The sequence below is a fragment of the Corynebacterium guangdongense genome (genome assembly GCF_030408915.1).
Taxonomy (GTDB): Bacteria; Actinomycetota; Actinomycetes; order Mycobacteriales; family Mycobacteriaceae; genus Corynebacterium; species Corynebacterium guangdongense.
In genome coordinates, this window is record NZ_CP047654.1 from 228,732 (window position 1) to 245,088 (window position 16,357).

The 16,357-nt window shown below is 70.1% G+C and carries 16 protein-coding genes; 11 read left to right on the plus strand and 5 right to left on the minus strand.

Going from position 1 to position 16,357, the window contains the following annotated elements:
• Window positions 1-53 precede the first annotated feature (53 nt).
• The 7 genes from ssd to CGUA_RS01205 all read left to right on the plus strand — a co-directional run bounded on the left by ssd (window position 54) and on the right by CGUA_RS01205 (window position 4,585).
• The gene (gene ssd, locus CGUA_RS01175; protein WP_290196884.1) at window positions 54-1,220 is read left to right on the plus strand and encodes a septum site-determining protein Ssd; all 1,167 of its coding nucleotides are present in this window, start codon (window positions 54-56) and stop codon (window positions 1,218-1,220) included.
• Window positions 1,217-2,368 carry a TadA family conjugal transfer-associated ATPase gene (locus CGUA_RS01180; RefSeq protein ID WP_290196887.1) on the plus strand — a complete coding sequence of 384 codons (1,152 nt, stop codon included), beginning with the start codon at window positions 1,217-1,219 and terminating at the stop codon, window positions 2,366-2,368. Before ssd ends, CGUA_RS01180 begins: the two co-directional genes overlap by 4 nt.
• 155 nt (window positions 2,369-2,523) lie before the next feature.
• Window positions 2,524-3,168: a type II secretion system F family protein gene (locus tag CGUA_RS01185; protein ID WP_290196889.1), complete on the plus strand. Its 645-nt coding sequence runs from the start codon at window positions 2,524-2,526 to the stop codon at window positions 3,166-3,168.
• On the plus strand, window positions 3,165-3,722 hold the full coding sequence (locus CGUA_RS01190) for a type II secretion system F family protein (RefSeq protein WP_290196891.1): 558 nt from the start codon (window positions 3,165-3,167) through the stop codon (window positions 3,720-3,722). The genes CGUA_RS01185 and CGUA_RS01190 overlap by 4 nt, the downstream gene beginning before the upstream one ends.
• A 37-nt stretch (window positions 3,723-3,759) precedes the next feature.
• Complete coding sequence (locus tag CGUA_RS01195; protein ID WP_290196893.1) at window positions 3,760-3,942, plus strand: DUF4244 domain-containing protein; 183 nt, start codon at window positions 3,760-3,762, stop codon at window positions 3,940-3,942.
• Window positions 3,942-4,250 carry a hypothetical protein gene (locus tag CGUA_RS01200; protein WP_290196894.1) on the plus strand — a complete coding sequence of 103 codons (309 nt, stop codon included), beginning with the start codon at window positions 3,942-3,944 and terminating at the stop codon, window positions 4,248-4,250. The genes CGUA_RS01195 and CGUA_RS01200 overlap by 1 nt, the downstream gene beginning before the upstream one ends.
• Window positions 4,247-4,585 carry an Rv3654c family TadE-like protein gene (locus CGUA_RS01205; RefSeq protein WP_290196896.1) on the plus strand — a complete coding sequence of 113 codons (339 nt, stop codon included), beginning with the start codon at window positions 4,247-4,249 and terminating at the stop codon, window positions 4,583-4,585. The genes CGUA_RS01200 and CGUA_RS01205 overlap by 4 nt, the downstream gene beginning before the upstream one ends.
• Here the strand turns inward: CGUA_RS01205 and CGUA_RS01210 are convergent.
• Window positions 4,582-6,936: a DEAD/DEAH box helicase gene (locus CGUA_RS01210; RefSeq protein WP_290196898.1), complete on the minus strand. Its 2,355-nt coding sequence runs from the start codon at window positions 6,934-6,936 to the stop codon at window positions 4,582-4,584. The two genes, CGUA_RS01205 and CGUA_RS01210, sit on opposite strands and share 4 nt — an antisense overlap.
• A 271-nt stretch (window positions 6,937-7,207) precedes the next feature.
• Here CGUA_RS01210 and CGUA_RS01215 point away from each other — a divergent pair, with 271 nt between their 5' ends.
• The gene (locus tag CGUA_RS01215; RefSeq protein WP_290196901.1) at window positions 7,208-7,411 is read left to right on the plus strand and encodes a cold-shock protein; all 204 of its coding nucleotides are present in this window, start codon (window positions 7,208-7,210) and stop codon (window positions 7,409-7,411) included.
• A 104-nt stretch (window positions 7,412-7,515) separates the two neighbouring features.
• On the opposite strand, the gene CGUA_RS01220 is transcribed toward CGUA_RS01215, so the two are convergent.
• A complete protein-coding gene (locus CGUA_RS01220; RefSeq protein ID WP_290196903.1) occupies window positions 7,516-8,142 on the minus strand; it encodes a DedA family protein in 627 nt (208 codons plus the stop codon).
• Between the two features lie 262 nt (window positions 8,143-8,404).
• Between CGUA_RS01220 and topA the strand changes: the two genes are divergently transcribed.
• The 3 genes from topA (at window position 8,405) to CGUA_RS01235 (ending at window position 12,972) form a co-directional block, all read left to right on the plus strand.
• Window positions 8,405-11,386 carry a type I DNA topoisomerase gene (gene topA / locus CGUA_RS01225; RefSeq protein WP_290196905.1) on the plus strand — a complete coding sequence of 994 codons (2,982 nt, stop codon included), beginning with the start codon at window positions 8,405-8,407 and terminating at the stop codon, window positions 11,384-11,386.
• A gap of 6 nt (window positions 11,387-11,392) precedes the next feature.
• On the plus strand, window positions 11,393-12,133 hold the full coding sequence (locus CGUA_RS01230) for a hypothetical protein (protein WP_290196907.1): 741 nt from the start codon (window positions 11,393-11,395) through the stop codon (window positions 12,131-12,133).
• 119 nt (window positions 12,134-12,252) lie between these two features.
• Window positions 12,253-12,972, plus strand: coding sequence for an endonuclease/exonuclease/phosphatase family protein (locus CGUA_RS01235; protein ID WP_290196909.1), 720 nt, complete (start codon window positions 12,253-12,255; stop codon window positions 12,970-12,972).
• Here the strand turns inward: CGUA_RS01235 and CGUA_RS01240 are convergent.
• The 3 genes from CGUA_RS01240 to CGUA_RS01250 form a co-directional block, all read right to left on the minus strand.
• Entirely contained in the window at window positions 12,969-13,967 is a 999-nt protein-coding gene (locus CGUA_RS01240; protein ID WP_290196911.1) for a calcium:cation antiporter family protein, read from the minus strand. The two genes, CGUA_RS01235 and CGUA_RS01240, sit on opposite strands and share 4 nt — an antisense overlap.
• Window positions 13,968-14,118: 151 nt before the next feature.
• Window positions 14,119-14,775, minus strand: coding sequence for a YczE/YyaS/YitT family protein (locus tag CGUA_RS01245; protein ID WP_290196913.1), 657 nt, complete (start codon window positions 14,773-14,775; stop codon window positions 14,119-14,121).
• The gene (locus CGUA_RS01250) at window positions 14,772-16,298 is read right to left on the minus strand and encodes an adenylate/guanylate cyclase domain-containing protein (RefSeq protein WP_290196915.1); all 1,527 of its coding nucleotides are present in this window, start codon (window positions 16,296-16,298) and stop codon (window positions 14,772-14,774) included. The genes CGUA_RS01245 and CGUA_RS01250 overlap by 4 nt, the downstream gene beginning before the upstream one ends.
• Window positions 16,299-16,357 lie beyond the last annotated feature (59 nt).

The following is a 16,357-nucleotide window of genomic DNA, read 5'->3' on the forward strand; positions in this document are numbered from 1 at the left end:
AGGGTTGGGGCGGGGGTCCGCGGGCCCGTCGTCCAGGGACGAGTGTGTGGGGCATGAGCCGAACGACGCCACCGTTGTCCGAACCCTATCTCCTCACCGCCGTCGCCAACCCGCTGCTCCACCCCGACGTCGGCCACGCCGCCGCGGCGACCGGCCGCCCGGTCATCGATCTCGCCGCCCAGCTCGACGGCGCGGACCGGGGCGCCAAGGCAAACCTGCTGGCACGCCACCTCCCGCGCGCGGCCGCCGTCATCGTCGACGGGGACACCGCCCGCGTCCTCGCCGGCCCCCGCACCCACGACCACATCTTCGTCACCGTGCGGGACGAAGATCCGATTCCCTGGGAGGACGTGCTCGCCTGTCATGCCGATCAGGTCTTCTACCTTCCGGCGCAGGCTGCGGAGCTCCTGGCAGCCATCGCCGATCTGCCCCGGACCGGCTCCCCGGCCGACGGGACACGCGACGCCACGCACGCGCGGGGCCGGGTCCTCATCGTCACGGCGACCGCCGGGGGAGCGGGCACCTCGACACTGGCCGCGGCGGTGGCACGGACCGCCACCCGCGCCGGCCAGCTGACCACGCTGGTCGACGGCGTGGACACCTCCGGCGGGATGGACCTCCTGCTCGGGCTCGAGGACACACCCGGGGCGCGCTGGCCGGATCTGCACATCAATCCGGAGGGCAACCTCGACGCCGAGGCCCTGCGCACGGCGCTGCCCGCCGAGGGAACCGGCCTGGCCGTTCTTTCCGCCGCCCGCCCGACTGTCGCGGAATCCTTCCAGCTGCGCCCCGAAACCATCGCGACTGTGGCGTCCACCCTGGCTGAGGCCGGCGGCACGGTCATCGTCGACGCGCCACCCGCACAGACCTGGGTGCACGGTGACGTGGAGTCCCACCCGCTCGCCACGGCGGCCGACCACCTCGTCCTGCTCACGACGGCACAGGTGCGCCCGGCGGCGGCGGCGAGTTCTATCGCGCGTCGGCTCGCGGCCGCAGGCATTCCCCACTGCCTGGTCGCGCGGCACCGGGACTGGTCGGGGCTCGACGCCACCGATCTCACCCGCCTGACCGGCCTGGACGTCTCCGCGGAGATCGCCACCCTGCCCCGCCTCGCGCGCACCACGGAGATCGCCGGACTGCCGAACCCGGTGCCGGCGGCCCTGGGCACCGCAGCCGGCGTAGCGCTGGCCGCCGCCGGACTGCCCGGAGGCCCCCGATGAGCGACGCCACACTGATTGAGCGCCTCCACCGCCGCCTGCTCGACGACCCCTCCCTTTCCGCCACCGACCCCGTGACGCTCGCGGCCCTCATCCGCGAGGAGGCGCCCGTCATCAGCGACGTCGACGTCCTCGATACCCTGCGCAGACTGCGCGACGACACCACCGGCGCGGGCCGCCTCGATCAGCTGCTGTCCGCAGACAACGTCACCGACATCCTGGTCAACGGCCCCGCAGAGGTCTGGGTCGACCGGGGCCGTGGCCTGGAACGCAGCGAGGTCACCTTCGCCAGCGACGACGACGTCCGTGCCCTCGCAGTCCGGCTGGCCACCGCCTGCGGCCGACGGCTTGATGACGCCCAGCCTTTCGCCGACGGCCGCTTGAGCCGGGACGACGGCTCCACCGTGCGCGTCCACGCGCTGCTGGCCCCGCCCTCGGCCTCCGGCACCTGCCTGTCCCTGCGCGTCCTGCATCAGGCCACGACCAGGCTCGACGACCTCGTCACCCGGGGCAGCGTCGCGGCGCCCCAGGCGCAACTGCTGCGCGGACTCCTGGGGGCGCGACGCTCCTTCCTGATCGTCGGCGGCACCGGCACCGGCAAAACCACGCTGCTGGCGGCCCTGCTGGCGGAGGTGCCCGCCAGCGAGCGCATCATCTGCATCGAGGACACCGCCGAGCTCAAACCCGCCCACCCCCACGTGCTCAACCTGGTCACCCGTGGGGCGAACACCGACGGCGCCGGCTCCATCGCGATGAGCCAACTGCTCAAACAGGCGCTGCGCATGCGCCCGGACCGCATCGTCGTCGGCGAGATCCGGGGCGGGGAGGTCGTCGACCTGTTGTCCGCCCTCAACACCGGCCACGACGGCGGGGCGGGCACCATCCACGCCAACTCCACCACCGAGGTACCGGCGAGGCTGGAGGCACTGGCCGCCCTCGGTGGCCTGGACAGGCCGGCCCTGCACGCGCAACTGGCCGCGGCGGTGGATGTGGTGTTGGCGATGCGCCGCGACACGGACGGCGTCCGCCGCCTCGGGCAGATCGCGGTGCTGGAGGGGCAGCCCGTGGTCGCGCGGGTGATCTGGGACTCCGTGAGCGGCCCCTCCGCCGACTACACGCAGACAGCCGCAGCCCTCACGGAGGAGCGATGAGCCTGCTGAGCGCACTGCTGACGGCGGCCGCTGGGATGGCCCTCGCGCCGCCCGCGCCCACGGGGCGTATCGCCGTGCTCGCCGCGCCGCGCCCCGGGCGACGAGCGAATTGGAATCGGCTGAAGCCACTCATCCCGCTCGTTTCCGGAGCCGTAATGACCGTCGTCCTGCTGGGTGACCGCCTCTCGATCGCCGTGGCCGCCCTCACCGTGGCGGGAACCGGGGCCGTGCTGGGCGCGTCGGCGCTCAAGCGTCGTCGGGCCATAGCCCGGTCGCGGGCGACCACCGCGCTGCTGGGGCATCTCGTCGCTGACCTGGAGGCCGGGGCGGACCCCGCCACCGCCCTGGCCAGGGCCGCCGAGGAGACCACCGCAGCCCCGGACATCACCCGCCTGGTTCGCTCGGCCGCCGTGCACGCCCGGCGCGGGCACAGCCCCGCACCCGTGCTCACCGGACAGGAGGAGCTCAGGGAACTGGCGGAGGTCGGCAAGGCGTGGGGGCTCGCGCAGCGGCACGGCATTCCCCTGGCCGGCCTGCTGCGGATGCAGGGGGAACAGATCACCCAGGCTCTCCGTCACGAGGCCGCCACCACGGCCTCACTGCAGGGACCACAGGCCACCGCCCTGATTCTGTCCGCGCTGCCGCTGGCCGGGATAGCCCTGGGCTCGACCATGGGCGCGAACCCGGTCGCCTGGCTGCTCGGCGGTGGACTGGGCGGGACGCTGTTGATGGCGGGCACGGCGCTCAACTGTGCCGGGCTGCTTCTCGCCCACGAGATCATCCGGAGGGCCAGGTCATGACCCTCACACTTATTCTCCTGTGCGCCTCCCTCACGCTCACCGCCCCCGGACCGGCGGGCCGGCTGCTGCCCGGGGAGGGGCCCGAACCGAGACGGAGCCCGAAGACGCCCCGGGACGGTCCCCACCCGGTGCGCACCGCCGCGGAACTGGAGATCTACGCAGCCTGCATGGACGCCGGGCTCTCACCGGCGGCCGCGAGCACCGCCCTCGCTGCCGTCGCCGGCCCGGCGACGGCCCGGGTGTGGGCGCACGTCGGGGCGCTCCTGTCCCTTGGCATCCCGTCACACCGGGCCTGGGATCAGGCCATCGGCACCCCCGGCCTGGACGAGCTGGCGCGCACCGCCCGACTCGCCGACCGCTCAGGGGCCGCCAGCGCCGACGCGACCAGGCGAATCGCCGCCGGCCTCCGGGCAGAGGCCGCAGACCAGTCCACCGCACGCGCCGAACGGGCCAGCGTCCTCATCGCCATCCCCCTCACCGCGTGCTTCCTCCCGGCCTTCCTGATTCTGGGACTCGCACCCGTCATCATCAGCCTGGCCTCGACCATGTTCTGACACCACCACCCGTACCACCCAGCCAAGGAGAAGACCCATGCTCGACCGCATCAAAAACCAGTTGACCAACGACCACGGAATGTCCACAATCGAGTACGCGATGGGATCGCTCGCCGCCGCCGCGCTGGCCGCCGTCCTCTACCTCGTCGTCAACTCTGGAGGCGTCACTGACGCCTTCGAAACCATCATCACCGACGCCCTGAGCAACACCCCCGGATGATGAACGGCCGGGTGTTCGCCAATGACCGTGGCTCCGTCACCGTGGAGGCCGCGCTGAGCATGGTCACCCTGGTGGCTGTGGCCTCCGCGGTGCTTGCGGCGTTGGCGACGATGGCGGCGCACCTCTCTGCGGTGCAGACCGCGGGCGCCGCCGCCCGCGCCGAGGCCGTCGGCGTGACCTTCGAGCCGACCCGGGGCAGCGTCGAGGTGGCGTCCACCGGCGGGATGATCACGGTGACCGCCACCGTTCCCGCCGTGCTCGGGGACGTGGCGGCCACCGCCATCGCGCCGGTGGAGGATGCGCCGTGACCAGGGCCCGGCACTTGCTTGCCGACGACTCCGGAAGTGCCACCCTCGTCACGGTCGGATTCTCGGTCGCGTTGGCCTCGCTGCTGCTGGTCATGGTCCACGCCTATTCGCAGGTCAGAGACCAACAGCTGGCCCGCACCGCGGCCGACCTGGCGGCGGTGGCCGGGGCCTGGGCGCATTCCTGGGGTGAGCCGGCGTGCGCGACGGCGCGGGAGTTCGCGGAGGCCAACGGCGCGAAACTTGTGGACTGCCGACTGGACAAGGAGTCCGGGGACGTGACGGTGACGACCGGTGTCGGCACGCGGGAGGCGGCGGCGCGCGCCGGACCGATCTAGGAGCGTGCGGTCATCGTCACCAACCCGCCCAGCAGCCTGAGTGCACCGGCCTTGTCCAGCGGGTTGTTGCCGTTGCCGCACTTGGGCGACTGCACGCACGAGGGGCAGCCGGACTCGCAGGAGCAGGAACGCACGGTCTCGAAGGTCGCCTCGATCCATTCGGGGAAGCGACGGAAACCCTCGTCGGCGAAGCCTGCTCCACCGGGGTTGCCGTCGTACACGAATACCGTCGGCAGGTTGGTGTCCGGGTGCAGGGCGGTCGACACGCCGCCGATGTCCCAGCGGTCACACGTGGCGATCAGGGGGAGCAGGCCGATCGCCGCGTGCTCGGCGGCGTGCAGGGAACCCGGGGCGTCGGCGGGGGAAATGCCCAGTTCCGTCAGCACCATCGGGTCGATCGTGTAGGCCACCGCACGGGTGACCAGTCGCTGCTGCGGCATGTCGAGCGAGACCATCTCGCCGATCGTGCCGTCGGCGAGCCTGAGGACGTAGCCGACGACCTGGTCGGTGACCTCGACCTCGACGTTGGCGACCCACAGGCCGGGGGAGTAGTTGATGATCTCCTGGTCGGCGGGCTGGCTGAGGAGCCGGATGTCGGTGACGGATCGGGCGGTCGTCGAGAAGTCCGGAACCTCCGGCCGGGCCAGCGCCACATGATCGTCCAGGTCGAGATCGTCAATGACGTAGCTGGCGCCCTGGTGCAGGTACACCGCGCCGGGATGGATCTGTGCCGGGGCCCGGCCGCCGTCGATGGTGCCCAGCAGGCGGCCGTCGGAGACGTCGACGATCATTACCTCCTCGCCGGTGCCGCCGCGCAGGGCGACGGACTGGTGGGCGGTCTCCGGGGTCGGGAGCTCGTCGACGCCCGCGGGCCGGGGGGTGGCGAACCAGCCGGTGGGACGCTGACGCAGGAGGCCGACGTCGGCGAGCTCACGGACGACCTCGCGGGCACCGAGCTCGTCGACCTCCGCCTCGCTGAGGGGTTTTTCGACGGCGGCACAGTAGACGTGGCCACGCAGGACATAGGGGTTGCGCGGATTGAAGACGCTGCGCTCGACGGGTGTGCCCAACAAGGCCTCCGGGTGATGGACGAGATAGGTGTCCATCGGCTCATCGCGGGCGACCAGGACCACCAGCGACCCCTGACCGCGGCGGCCGGCGCGCCCGGCCTGCTGCCAGAAGGAGGCGACGGTGCCCGGAAAACCGGCGGTGACCACCGCGTCGAGGCCGCCGACGTCGATGCCGAGCTCGAGGGCGTTGGTGGAGGCGACCCCGAGGAGGGTGCCGTCGTCGAGCGCCTTTTCCAGCGCGCGGCGGTCCTCGGCCAGGTAGCCGGCGCGGTAGGAGGCGACGCGGGCGGCGAAGTCGCGACGGCCCAGGGAGATCAGCTCCTCCTGCGCACGCATGGCGACGACCTCGGCGGCGCGCCGGGACCGGACGAAGGTCAGCGTGCGGGCGCCCTCGGCGATGGCGACGGCCATGATGCCGGCCGCCTCGGTGGTGGCCGCCCGCCGGACCGGGGCGCCGTTCTCACCCTCCGCGCCGTCGATGAAGCCGGGTTCCCAGAGGGCCACGGTGCGGGCACCGGTCGGGGCGCCGTCCTCGGTGACGGCGGTGACCGGGCGGCCGATGAGGCGCGAGGCGTGTTCGGCGGGGTCGTTGGCGGTGGCGGAGGCGAGGATGATCGTGGGATCCGAGCCGTAGTGCCTCGCCAGGCGGAGGAGCCGGCGCAGCACGAGGGCGACGTTGGCGCCGAATACGCCGCGGTAGGAGTGGCATTCGTCGATGACGAGGTAGTCGAGGTGGCGCAGCAGGCGGGCCCAGCGCTGGTGGTTGCCGAGCACCGAGGCATGGAGCATGTCCGGGTTGGTGAAGACGAAGCGGCTGGACTCGCGGATGCCGGACCGGGCCTCCTGGGGGGTGTCGCCGTCGTAGGGGGCGGGATGGACGCCACGCAGCTCGTCGATGTCACGGGTCATACTGAGAATTGCATGAAGTTGATCGTTTCCGAGCGCCTTCGTGGGGGTCAGATAGATCCCACACGCGGTCGGGGACTCTGCGAGCCTGGTGAGAATCGGGAGCTGGTAGCCGAGCGATTTCCCCGAGGAGGTGCCGGTCGCCACGACGACGTCGGTGCGCGCGCGGGCGAGGCGGGCGGTGTCAGCCTGATGCGAATACAGCTCCGTGATTCCGCTCTCCTGCAGGTGGGAGCGCAGGGAGGGGAGGACCCAGTGCGGCCAGTCCGCGTGCCGGGAGGCTCTGGCGGGGATGGTTTCGGAGTGGGTGAGCGTGGACTCCGGGTAGCGGCGGATTACCGCGTTCATCAATTCGTCGCCAAATTCGCTAGTCATTTTGCTACCCCCGGGGTGACGGCTTCCGGCCGTTTTCTAAGAAAGTTTGCTTAACACTAGCCATTCTCCGCCGAAACATGACACACTGACCTTGGTCGCAGATTCTGTGCGCAGTTCAACACTTTTTTCGAAGGGTGCTCGCAAAAGAAGTACCGCGAGCACCAGGCTTCCATAAGGAATGGCGGAAGCTTGGTGGTTCGGATCGACCCGGTGTCGTCAGATGACGATACTGCCTCATCATTTCGCCATTTCAAGAAAAAGGTTACACACCATGGCAACTGGTACCGTTAAGTGGTTCAACGCTGAAAAGGGCTTCGGCTTCATCGCTCCGGACGACGGCTCCGCTGACGTCTTCGTTCACTACTCCGAGATCCAGGGCAACGGCTTCCGTACCCTCGAGGAGAACCAGCAGGTCGAGTTCGAGGTCGGCGAGGGCGCCAAGGGCCCGCAGGCTCAGCAGGTTCACCCGCTGTAAGCAGTAAATCTGTCGCGCACGTCCCCGTCCCACAATCGTGGCGGCGGGGTTTTGCCGTTTCCGGCCGGCGGCCCACAGGTCACGCCACGTGCCGGCCCCTAGGCTCAGGCGTGGGAGAAGCCGCGGCGGACGTCGCGCCACTCGAAGAAGCGGTTCTGCACCTTCTGCAACAGGTAGCCGACCAGGGTGCCGGCGATGACGCCGATGGCCAGGCCCACCAGCGGGAGCTGCTGGAAGAGGAGGCCGCCGAGGTAGCCGACGCCCACGTTGATGATCGCCCACACCATCACGCCGATGGCGTCGAAGATAAAGAAGTAGAACCAGCGATAGCGCACGGAACCGAGGATGATCGTCGCCACCCAGCGGCCCCAGGGGATGAAGCGCGCGGCGACGATCGTGGAGCCGGCGCGGCGATTCATGTTTCGCCGCACCCAGCGCACCGCCTGGCCGCCCTTGGACTCGGGATTGAGCTTCGCGACGAAGCGGATCAGCCGGGTGCCCGCGAAATAGCAGATGTTGTCGCCGACGATGCCGCCGACGGAGGCCCACACGATGACGGCCCAGAGGTTCGGCTGGCCGGAGGCTCCCGCCCACGCGCCGGAAAGGTTGAGCACCGTCTCCGACGGGATCAGCGGAATCAGCGAATCCACCATGACCAGGAGGGCAACCAGGGGGTAGAAGAAATCCATCGCGATGATGGTTTCTATCCAGGCGGTCAGCTGGTCAGTCACGGGAGGCGGTCCTTGGTGGATATGCGCAGGGGCGGGTCAACGGAAAGTTTCATCCGAGTCTAGTGAGAAGGGCGCGGATCGGCTGGGTGAGCCGGTCCCCGGGACGGGGGTTATCCGCCGTCGACCTTGTGGGAAGTGCAGGACGGCCATTAAATACTGTGTACCGTAAACAGCATGTCTCAATCGCCCGTCTATCATCAGTCGGGCAAGGGTCCCGCCGGTAACCAGCCGGAGGGGCAGTCAATCAGGAGGGGTACCGGAAGTGTCTGAGAACGAAGGATCCGCCGGAGGCACCAAGACTCTGGTGATCGTCGAGTCGGCAACGAAGGCCAAGAAGATCCAGAAGTATCTGGGCAACGACTACATCGTCGAGGCCTCGGTCGGACATATCCGTGACCTGCCCCGTGGCGCTGCCGATATCCCGGTCAAGTACAAGAAGGAGCCCTGGGCCCGCCTCGGCGTCAACACCGAGGACGGCTTCCAGGCGCTCTACGTCGTCAGCCCGGACAAGAAGAAGAAGGTCGCCGACCTCAAGGCCAAGCTCAAGCAGGTCGACCAGGTGTACCTGGCGACAGACCCGGACCGCGAGGGCGAGGCCATCGCGTGGCACCTGCTCGAGGTGCTCAACCCGAAGGTCCCGGTGCGCCGCATGACCTTCAACGAGATCACGGAGTCGGCCATCAAGGAGGCCGCCGCCAACACCCGCGACATCGACTACGACCTGGTGGACGCGCAGGAGACCCGCCGCATCCTCGACCGCCTCTACGGCTACGAGGTCTCTCCGGTGCTGTGGAAGAAGGTCATGCCGCGGCTGTCCGCCGGCCGTGTGCAGTCGGTGGCCACCCGGGTCATCGTCGAGCGGGAGCGGGAGCGCATGGCGTTCGTCTCCGCCGAGTACTGGGATCTGGCCGCCGAGCTGGGCACCGGCAAGGCCGCCACGCCGGAGAACCCCAACGAGTTCACCGCCAAGCTGACCGGCGTCGACGGCAGGCGCGTGGCCCAGGGCCGTGACTTCAACGACCTCGGCCAGCTCAAGAGCACCAAGGACGAGCTGGTGGTCGTCGACAAGCAGTTCGCCGACAAGCTCGCCGAGGGCCTGCAGCAGGCCGAGATGCAGGTCGTCTCCGTCGAGGAGAAGCCCTACACGCGCAAGCCGCAGGCGCCGTTCATGACCTCGACGCTGCAGCAGGAGGCGGGCCGCCGTCTGCACTTCACCTCGGAGCGCACGATGCGTATCGCGCAGCGTCTCTACGAGAACGGCCACATCACCTACATGCGTACCGATTCGACCTCGCTGTCGGCGCAGGGCATGGACGCCGCGCGGCGGCAGGCGACCGAGCTCTACGGCGCGAACTACGTCGCCGACGCGCCGCGGCGCTACGACCGCAAGGTGAAGAACTCCCAGGAGGCGCACGAGGCGATCCGTCCGGCCGGCGACAGTTTCGCGACGCCGGGCGAGCTCAGCAGCGTCCTCGACGCCGAGGAGTTCAAGCTCTACGAGCTGATCTGGGCGCGCACCGTCGCCTCCCAGATGGCCGACGCCCGCGGCACCTCCCTCAAGGTCCTGATCGAAGGTACCGCCGCCTCCGGCGAAAAGGTCGAGTTCTCCGCCACCGGCCGCACCATCACCTTCCCGGGTTTCCTGCGTGCGCTCAGCGAAAACACCGACAAGTCGGACGTGCGCCTGCCGCAGCTGACCGAGGGCGACGCACTGAGCACCGAGAAGGTCACCGCCGAGGGGCACGCGACCAACCCGCCGGCCCGCTATACCGAGGCCAGCCTGGTCAAGAAGATGGAGGAGATGGGCATCGGCCGCCCGTCGACCTACGCCTCGATCATCAAGACCATCCAGGACCGCGGCTACGTCTACCCGCGCGGCAACGCGCTGGTCCCGAGCTGGGTCGCCTTCGCCGTCGTCGGCCTGATGGAGAACAACTTCTCCGCCCTGGTGGACTACGAGTTCACCTCCTCCATGGAGGATGAGCTCGACCTCATCGCCACCGGCGAATCCGACCGCACCGAGTGGCTGACCGGCTTCTACTACGGCAACGCCGAGGCCAGTGAGGCGACCGCGGAGTCCGTCGCCAAGCAGGGCGGGCTGAAGTCGCTCATCGAGGACAACCTCGAGCACATCGACGCCCGGAAGGTGAACTCCCTGCACCTCTTCGACGACTCGGAGGGCCGCGCCGTGGTGGTCCGCGTCGGCCGCTACGGCCCGTACATCGAGCGGATTGTCGGCCAGGGCGCTGACGGCGAGCCGGTCTACCAGCGCGCCAACCTGCCGGAGGCGACCACCCCGGACGAGCTGGACCTGGAGGCGGCCGAGAAGCTCTTCGCCACGCCGCAGGGTGGCCGCGAGCTGGGCGAGAACCCGGACAACGGCCGGATGATCGTCGCCAAGGAAGGCCGCTACGGCCCCTACGTCACCGAGCAGGTGCGTGAGGACGAGCGGGAGAAGGTCGAGGCCGAGGCGGAGAAGATCATCGCCGAGGAGCGCGCCGCCGAGGACGCCCAGCGGGCGGCGGACGGACTGCGCAAGAAGAACTGGGAGACCAAGACCGCCGAGAAGCAGAAGGCCAAGCGCACCGAGGAGATCCTCGAGGAGAAGCTCAAGCCGAAGACGGCCTCGCTCTTCGAGTCCATGGAGCCGGCGACCGTCACCCTTGACGACGCGCTCGCCCTGATGTCCCTGCCACGCGAGGTCGGCGTCGACCCGGCCGACGGCGAAATGATCACCGCGCAGAACGGCCGATACGGCCCCTACCTGAAGAAGGGGTCGGACTCACGCTCGCTGGGCAAGGAGGAGGAGATCTTCACGATCTCACTCGACCAGGCCCGTCGCATCTACGCCGAGCCCAAACGCCGAGGCCGCGCCGCCGCGAAACCGCCGCTGGCGATGCTGGGCGATAATGACGTCTCCGGCAAGCCGATGAGCGTCAAGGACGGCCGTTTCGGTCCCTACGTCACCGACGGCGAAACCAACGCGTCCCTGCGCCGCGGTGACACCCCGGAGACCCTGACCGACGCCCGCGCCAACGAGCTGCTGTCCGAGCGTCGCGCTAAGGTGGCGGCGGACGGTGGTTCGACCGGCGGGGCCAAGAAGACCACTAAGAAGACGACGGCGAAAAAGACCGGCGCCAAGAAGACCACCGCCAAGAAGACCACCGCCAAAAAGAACGGCACCCGCAAGAGCCCGCCGAAGACCACCAAGAACGTGGTCAAGGCTGGCGCGAGAAAGAGGTAGCAGCCCATGCCCGCAGAACTCGGCACCGGACAGTTCGTTCAGGAGACGCTCCGCGGCGTCGAGGCGTTCCTCGCGTCGGTGTCGGTGATGCGGAGCGAGCCGGAGCGCGCCGTCGCCCTGGCCGCCGTGGACGTGGCGGGGGCGGCGAAGCTCTTTGACTGGCGGGGCGTCAGCCGCGTCGTCGAGCCGGCCATCCTGCCCCTGATCGGCGGCGCGGTGCTGCGCTCGAGAAAGCCGCTGGGGCAGAGGCTGGAGAACGCCGCCGCCCTCGCCGGCGGCGCCGTCGCCCAGTGGGGCAAGTCCGCCGGCCCGGACAAGGGGTCCGCGCTGGCCACCGCCGGGGTCATCACGCAGTACGGCGCCTACGCCGCCACCCTGGCCGGCGACCTGGGGGCGAAGCCGAAGTTCACCGGCGCCGCCGTCCGGGGCGCGCTGCTCGCCTCCGGCGCGGCCGTCGCCGCAGCCAAGAACCGGAAGCTCGTGGCCCCAACCCTGCTGGGCGGTGCGGCGATGGTCTACGCCACCGAGGTTGCCAACGACCCGAAGATCCGGGCGCACGGCACCGGCCACACGCCCGGCATCAGCCACGGCGCCAACCTGCTGGTCGCTTCTGAGGCGCTGACCCTGGTCCGTGGTACCTTCCTGCAGGGGAAGCGGGGGTTCGGCGCCAGGTCCGTCGAGGCCGGCGCCCTAGTGCTCTCCTCCCTCGGTCACCTGCTGCTGACCGACGGACTGGCGCGCCGCTAGCTCCGATGCGGACGCCGGTCCTCGCCCTGCTGGTACTGGCCTGTGTCCTGCTGCCCGGCGTCGCGCCGGTCCGGTGGCTGAGTCAGCTACCCCTCATCGCGCATGCGTTGGCGTTTCCAGTGCTCAGCGCCCTTCTTCTGCTGATTCTGGGGATGCTGCTGCGCCGGGCGGGGTGGGCGCTGGCCGGCGTCGCGCTCCTGCTCCTGCCGCAGGGCTGGCCCGCGCTCTCGGACGGCGGTGAGCTCACCGTCGTCAGCTTCAACACCCAGGACTCGCTCAGCGGCGCCGAGCTGGCCGGGCTCATCGACGCCCACGACCCCGACCTCCTCGTCCTGCCGGAGGCGCGGGTGACCGACCCGCCGGCAGGCTACGCGCAGGTGCAGTCGCCGGAGGCGGAAGGCGTCGCGCCGACGGTGCTGCTGATCCATGAGCGGCTCGGCCCGTTCGCCGAGGTCAGCGCGCCGAACGTGACCTGGGGTGCGGTGGCGGTGGAACTGGCCGACGGCACGGTCCTGGCCGGGGTCCACCCCAGCCCACCGGTGCCGGGACAGATGGGCTCGTGGCGGCGCGACCTCGCGCATATCGGGCAGTGGGCCCGCGACCACGACCGGCTCGTCCTTGCCGGGGACTTCAACGCGACGCTGCGCCACGGCCCGATGGCCGCCCTCGACCTCGTCCACGGCGACTGGTGCGGCGGCACCTGGCCGGCCGCGGTACCGCCGCCGCTGGCCAGCCCCATCGACCATGTACTCGTCAGCCCGGACATCGGGGCGGGGGAGTGCCGCACGCAGCGGGTGGGCACCTCTGATCACCGGGCGGTGATCGCGCACGTGGGTTAAGCCACCAGCACCATCACGTACATGGCGAAGACGGCGAGGTGGCCGACGCCGTGCAGGGCGGTGGCCTGGCGGGCGGTGGCGGTCAGCGTCGACAAGCCCAGCGTCATGCCCAGCAGGGTCAGCTCCGCGCCGCTGAGGACGAAGTCCGCCTCGCGGCCGGTGGCGGCCGCCAGCAGCAGCACGACCGGGACGGTCACGCCGACGACGGAGACTAGCGCGCCCAGGGTGAGGTTGGCGACGCGCTGGCCCTGTCCGGACCAGCCGGCGGACAAGGTGGTGAAGGTCTCGGGCAGCAGGATGACGACCGCGATGAGCAGGCCCGCCAGTTCCGGGCGGGGCAGGAGCTCGGTGAACATGGGGGTCATGACCTGCCCGAGGACCACGATCGGAGCGATTGTGGCGATCAGCCACACGGCGTTCGGGAGGGCGGGTTCGTCGGTCGCCGTTTCGGGAGAGGCGTCCGCGAAGTCCGCCCGGTTCGCCCCGAGCTGGCGGTGGAGGAAGACGCCGTAGGTGAGGAGCATCAGCACGGCGATGGCGGTCTGCATGGCCCTACTCGGCGGGGCGGCCAGCAGGACCGGCAGCGCGAAAGCCGCGCCGCCGACGACCAGCAGCATCACCAGGTACTGGGAGACGCCGGCGCCGTTGATCGCCAGGCGGCGGTGCCGGAGCCCACCGATGAGAAAGGCCGCACCCATCACCAGGTTGAGCAGCAGCATCGACGCGGAGAACGTCGAGTCGCGGGCGACGCCCGGGTTGGGCTGGTCGCCGAGGAAGACGCTGGCGACGAGGATGATCTCGATGGCGGTGATCGCGAAGGTCAGCACGAGCGCGCCGTAGGGTTCGCCGAGCCGGCGGGCGAGGGCGTTGGCGCGCTGCATGACGCCGAAGGAGCAGAGGACGATGACCGTGAGGATGGCCGCCAGGGCGACGGGTCCGGAGGGCTGCAGGAGGAGAGCGGCGAGAACGGCCGCCCAGCCGAGGAGAGCAGGCATGGGAATCGAGCTTTCTGCAGGGCCGTCCCTGGCCGGAAGGAACCGGCCGTCCCGGGTCGTCCCGGGGCCGGCGTCGGAGACGGGGCCGAGCCTAGCCGAGTCCCGGCCGCCTGTCAGCTTCCGGCGGCTCCCGCCGGGCGGACCGACGCTCCTAGCGTGCCTGCGTGGGAGGGAGAACCCGCATCACCCAGGTCACGACCCAGCCCACGCCGAACGCGGCGGCGAGGGTGCCCTCCCGCACGCCCACGAAGCCACCGAGAAACACCAGGGCCAGCACCAGCGAGATCAGCACCTGGCCGGTGTCGGCGAGGACCTTGACCCTGCCGAACTCGAAGCGGGGACTGGGGCCGAAGCGGCGCTGCAGCGCGAAGGTCAGCGCCTGGGAGAAGCCGTCGCCCGGCAGGACCAGCAGCCGGGCGTGCACCTGGAAGGCGACGCCGACGCCGACGAGCACGATGCCGGCCAGTGTCAGCGCCCACTGCTGCCAGTAGGCCGTGTATCCCACCCCGAGCCGGTCGAGCGACCAGACCGCCGCGTCAATGAAGGGGCCGAACCACACGAGGCAGATCAGCTGCAGCAGCTGGACCGGCCGGAAGTCGCGGCGCAGAATCAGCGCCTGCAGCGCCAGGAGGGTGACGTTGACGAGGATGGTGGTGGCGCCCAGGCTCAGCCCGCTGATGAGGCTGCCGACCAGCGGCAGGGAGGACACCGGGGTGGTGCCGAGGTCGCTGGCGGTCGACGTCGCGATGCCCAGAGCCATGAGCGCGTGACCAAGCAGAAGCTCCAGGACCTGTCCGGCCAGCCTCATGAACGATCGGCCATCGTCGAACGGATGGGACGCGCCAGCTGCGTCATCTGGTGGCGGCCACGCAGCTCGATGGACTTCATCAGGGTCCAGCGGGCCTGCTCGGCCTCATTCGCGCCGCGCAGGGTGGCGGCGTTGGTGAGGACGCGACCCGGGGTGTCCTTGGCCAGCTCGGTCAGGCGGGCCGCGGTGTTCACGGCGTCACCGATGACGGTGTACTCGAAGCGATCCGCGCCGCCGATGTGCCCGGCGACCACGTGGCCCGCCGCGACCCCGATGCCGGCCTCCAGACGCAGGCCGCGCAGCTCCTGGCGCAGCTCGCGGGCGGTGGTCAGGGCCAGGGAGGTGGCGTCGGAGACCTGCAGGGGGGCGCCGAAGACGGCGAGCGCCGCGTCACCCTGGAACTTGTTGATGACGCCCTTGTTGCGGTGCACGACGGAGACGACGACGTCGAAGAACTTATTCAATTCCTCGACGACCTCCTCCGGGGTGTGGTTGACCGCGAAGGTGGTCGAGCCGATGACGTCGATGAACAGGACGGCGACGCGGCGGTCCTCGCCGCCGAGCTCCGGGTTCTCGTCGAGGGCGCGTTCGGCGACCTCGGTGCCGACGTAGCGGCCGAAGAGGTCGCGCACGCGCTGTCGGTCCTTGAGCCCGCGCATCATCTCGTTGAAGCCGGCCTGGAGTACGCCGATCTCGGAGCCGTCATAGATGTCGACCTCGACCTCGGTGTCGCCGCGGCGGACGCGATTGATGGCCGTCTGCAGCTCCAGGATCGGGTCGGTGACCGAGACGGTCACCAGGGAGGTACCGACGTAGCCGGTGATCAGGGCCGTTGCCGCCAGGGCGATGATCGCGGGCAGGATGTCGACGGCGTTGCTGGTGAAGTAGCCGAAGCGGTGGCCCAGGATCATCAGGACGATGCCCGCGACCGGGGCCGCGGTGGTCATCACCCAGGTCACGCGCAGGCGCTGCTTGATCGGCGGCTCCAGGGTGGAGTCCTCGAAGCGGCGGGCCAGCGCGGAGGCGGCGACCGGGCGGACGATACGTTCGGCCTGCAGGTACGTCAGCAGCACCACGACCATCGCCGCCAGGGCGATGCCGACGCCGGTGATCAGCGCGAGGCGGCCGCTGGCGGTCCAGGCGACCGCCACCGCGATGACGATGCCGAGCGCCCAGATCGCCGCGCACACCGCGGCCTGGTAGACCGGCAGCCGCATGACGAGGTTGCGGACCATGTTGGGGTCGTGTCCGTCGGGATCGCGCTGCCACTCCAGCACCGGCCGGAACAGCTGGAAGGTCACCACCGCGCCGATGATGACGGCGAAGGCCAGGTAGGAGGTGCCGATGGCGTTGAGCGTCGTGGTATCCAGGCTGACGTCCCCGTAACCGACGGCCGGCACGAGGTAGCGCAGAAACAGCATGATCGCGATGGCGCCGATGAGGTTGGCCCCCAGCACAAGGGCGGCGTACAGCGGCCAGGAGGTGCCCCACAGCCACTTCAGTCCCCGCATCAGTCTGTCCATGGTGTTCAACTCTATCCCGCCGACGTTGCCGGGGTGTGCTGTTGTCTCAGTAGGCTGTG

What these genes read in the sequence shown, in the direction of transcription:
- CGUA_RS01185 (WP_290196889.1), top strand. Translation starts at nt 2,524, where the DNA reads ATGACCGTCGTCCTGCTGGGTGACCGCCTCTCGATCGCCGTGGCCGCC.
- CGUA_RS01250 (WP_290196915.1), bottom strand. Translation starts at nt 16,298, where the DNA reads ATGGACAGACTGATGCGGGGACTGAAGTGGCTGTGGGGCACCTCCTGG.
- CGUA_RS01230 (WP_290196907.1), top strand. Translation starts at nt 11,393, where the DNA reads ATGCCCGCAGAACTCGGCACCGGACAGTTCGTTCAGGAGACGCTCCGC.
- CGUA_RS01195 (WP_290196893.1), top strand. Translation starts at nt 3,760, where the DNA reads ATGCTCGACCGCATCAAAAACCAGTTGACCAACGACCACGGAATGTCC.
- ssd (WP_290196884.1), top strand. Translation starts at nt 54, where the DNA reads ATGAGCCGAACGACGCCACCGTTGTCCGAACCCTATCTCCTCACCGCC.
- CGUA_RS01180 (WP_290196887.1), top strand. Translation starts at nt 1,217, where the DNA reads ATGAGCGACGCCACACTGATTGAGCGCCTCCACCGCCGCCTGCTCGAC.
- CGUA_RS01245 (WP_290196913.1), bottom strand. Translation starts at nt 14,775, where the DNA reads ATGAGGCTGGCCGGACAGGTCCTGGAGCTTCTGCTTGGTCACGCGCTC.
- CGUA_RS01240 (WP_290196911.1), bottom strand. Translation starts at nt 13,967, where the DNA reads ATGCCTGCTCTCCTCGGCTGGGCGGCCGTTCTCGCCGCTCTCCTCCTG.
- CGUA_RS01215 (WP_290196901.1), top strand. Translation starts at nt 7,208, where the DNA reads ATGGCAACTGGTACCGTTAAGTGGTTCAACGCTGAAAAGGGCTTCGGC.
- CGUA_RS01210 (WP_290196898.1), bottom strand. Translation starts at nt 6,936, where the DNA reads ATGACTAGCGAATTTGGCGACGAATTGATGAACGCGGTAATCCGCCGC.
- CGUA_RS01200 (WP_290196894.1), top strand. Translation starts at nt 3,942, where the DNA reads ATGAACGGCCGGGTGTTCGCCAATGACCGTGGCTCCGTCACCGTGGAG.
- CGUA_RS01190 (WP_290196891.1), top strand. Translation starts at nt 3,165, where the DNA reads ATGACCCTCACACTTATTCTCCTGTGCGCCTCCCTCACGCTCACCGCC.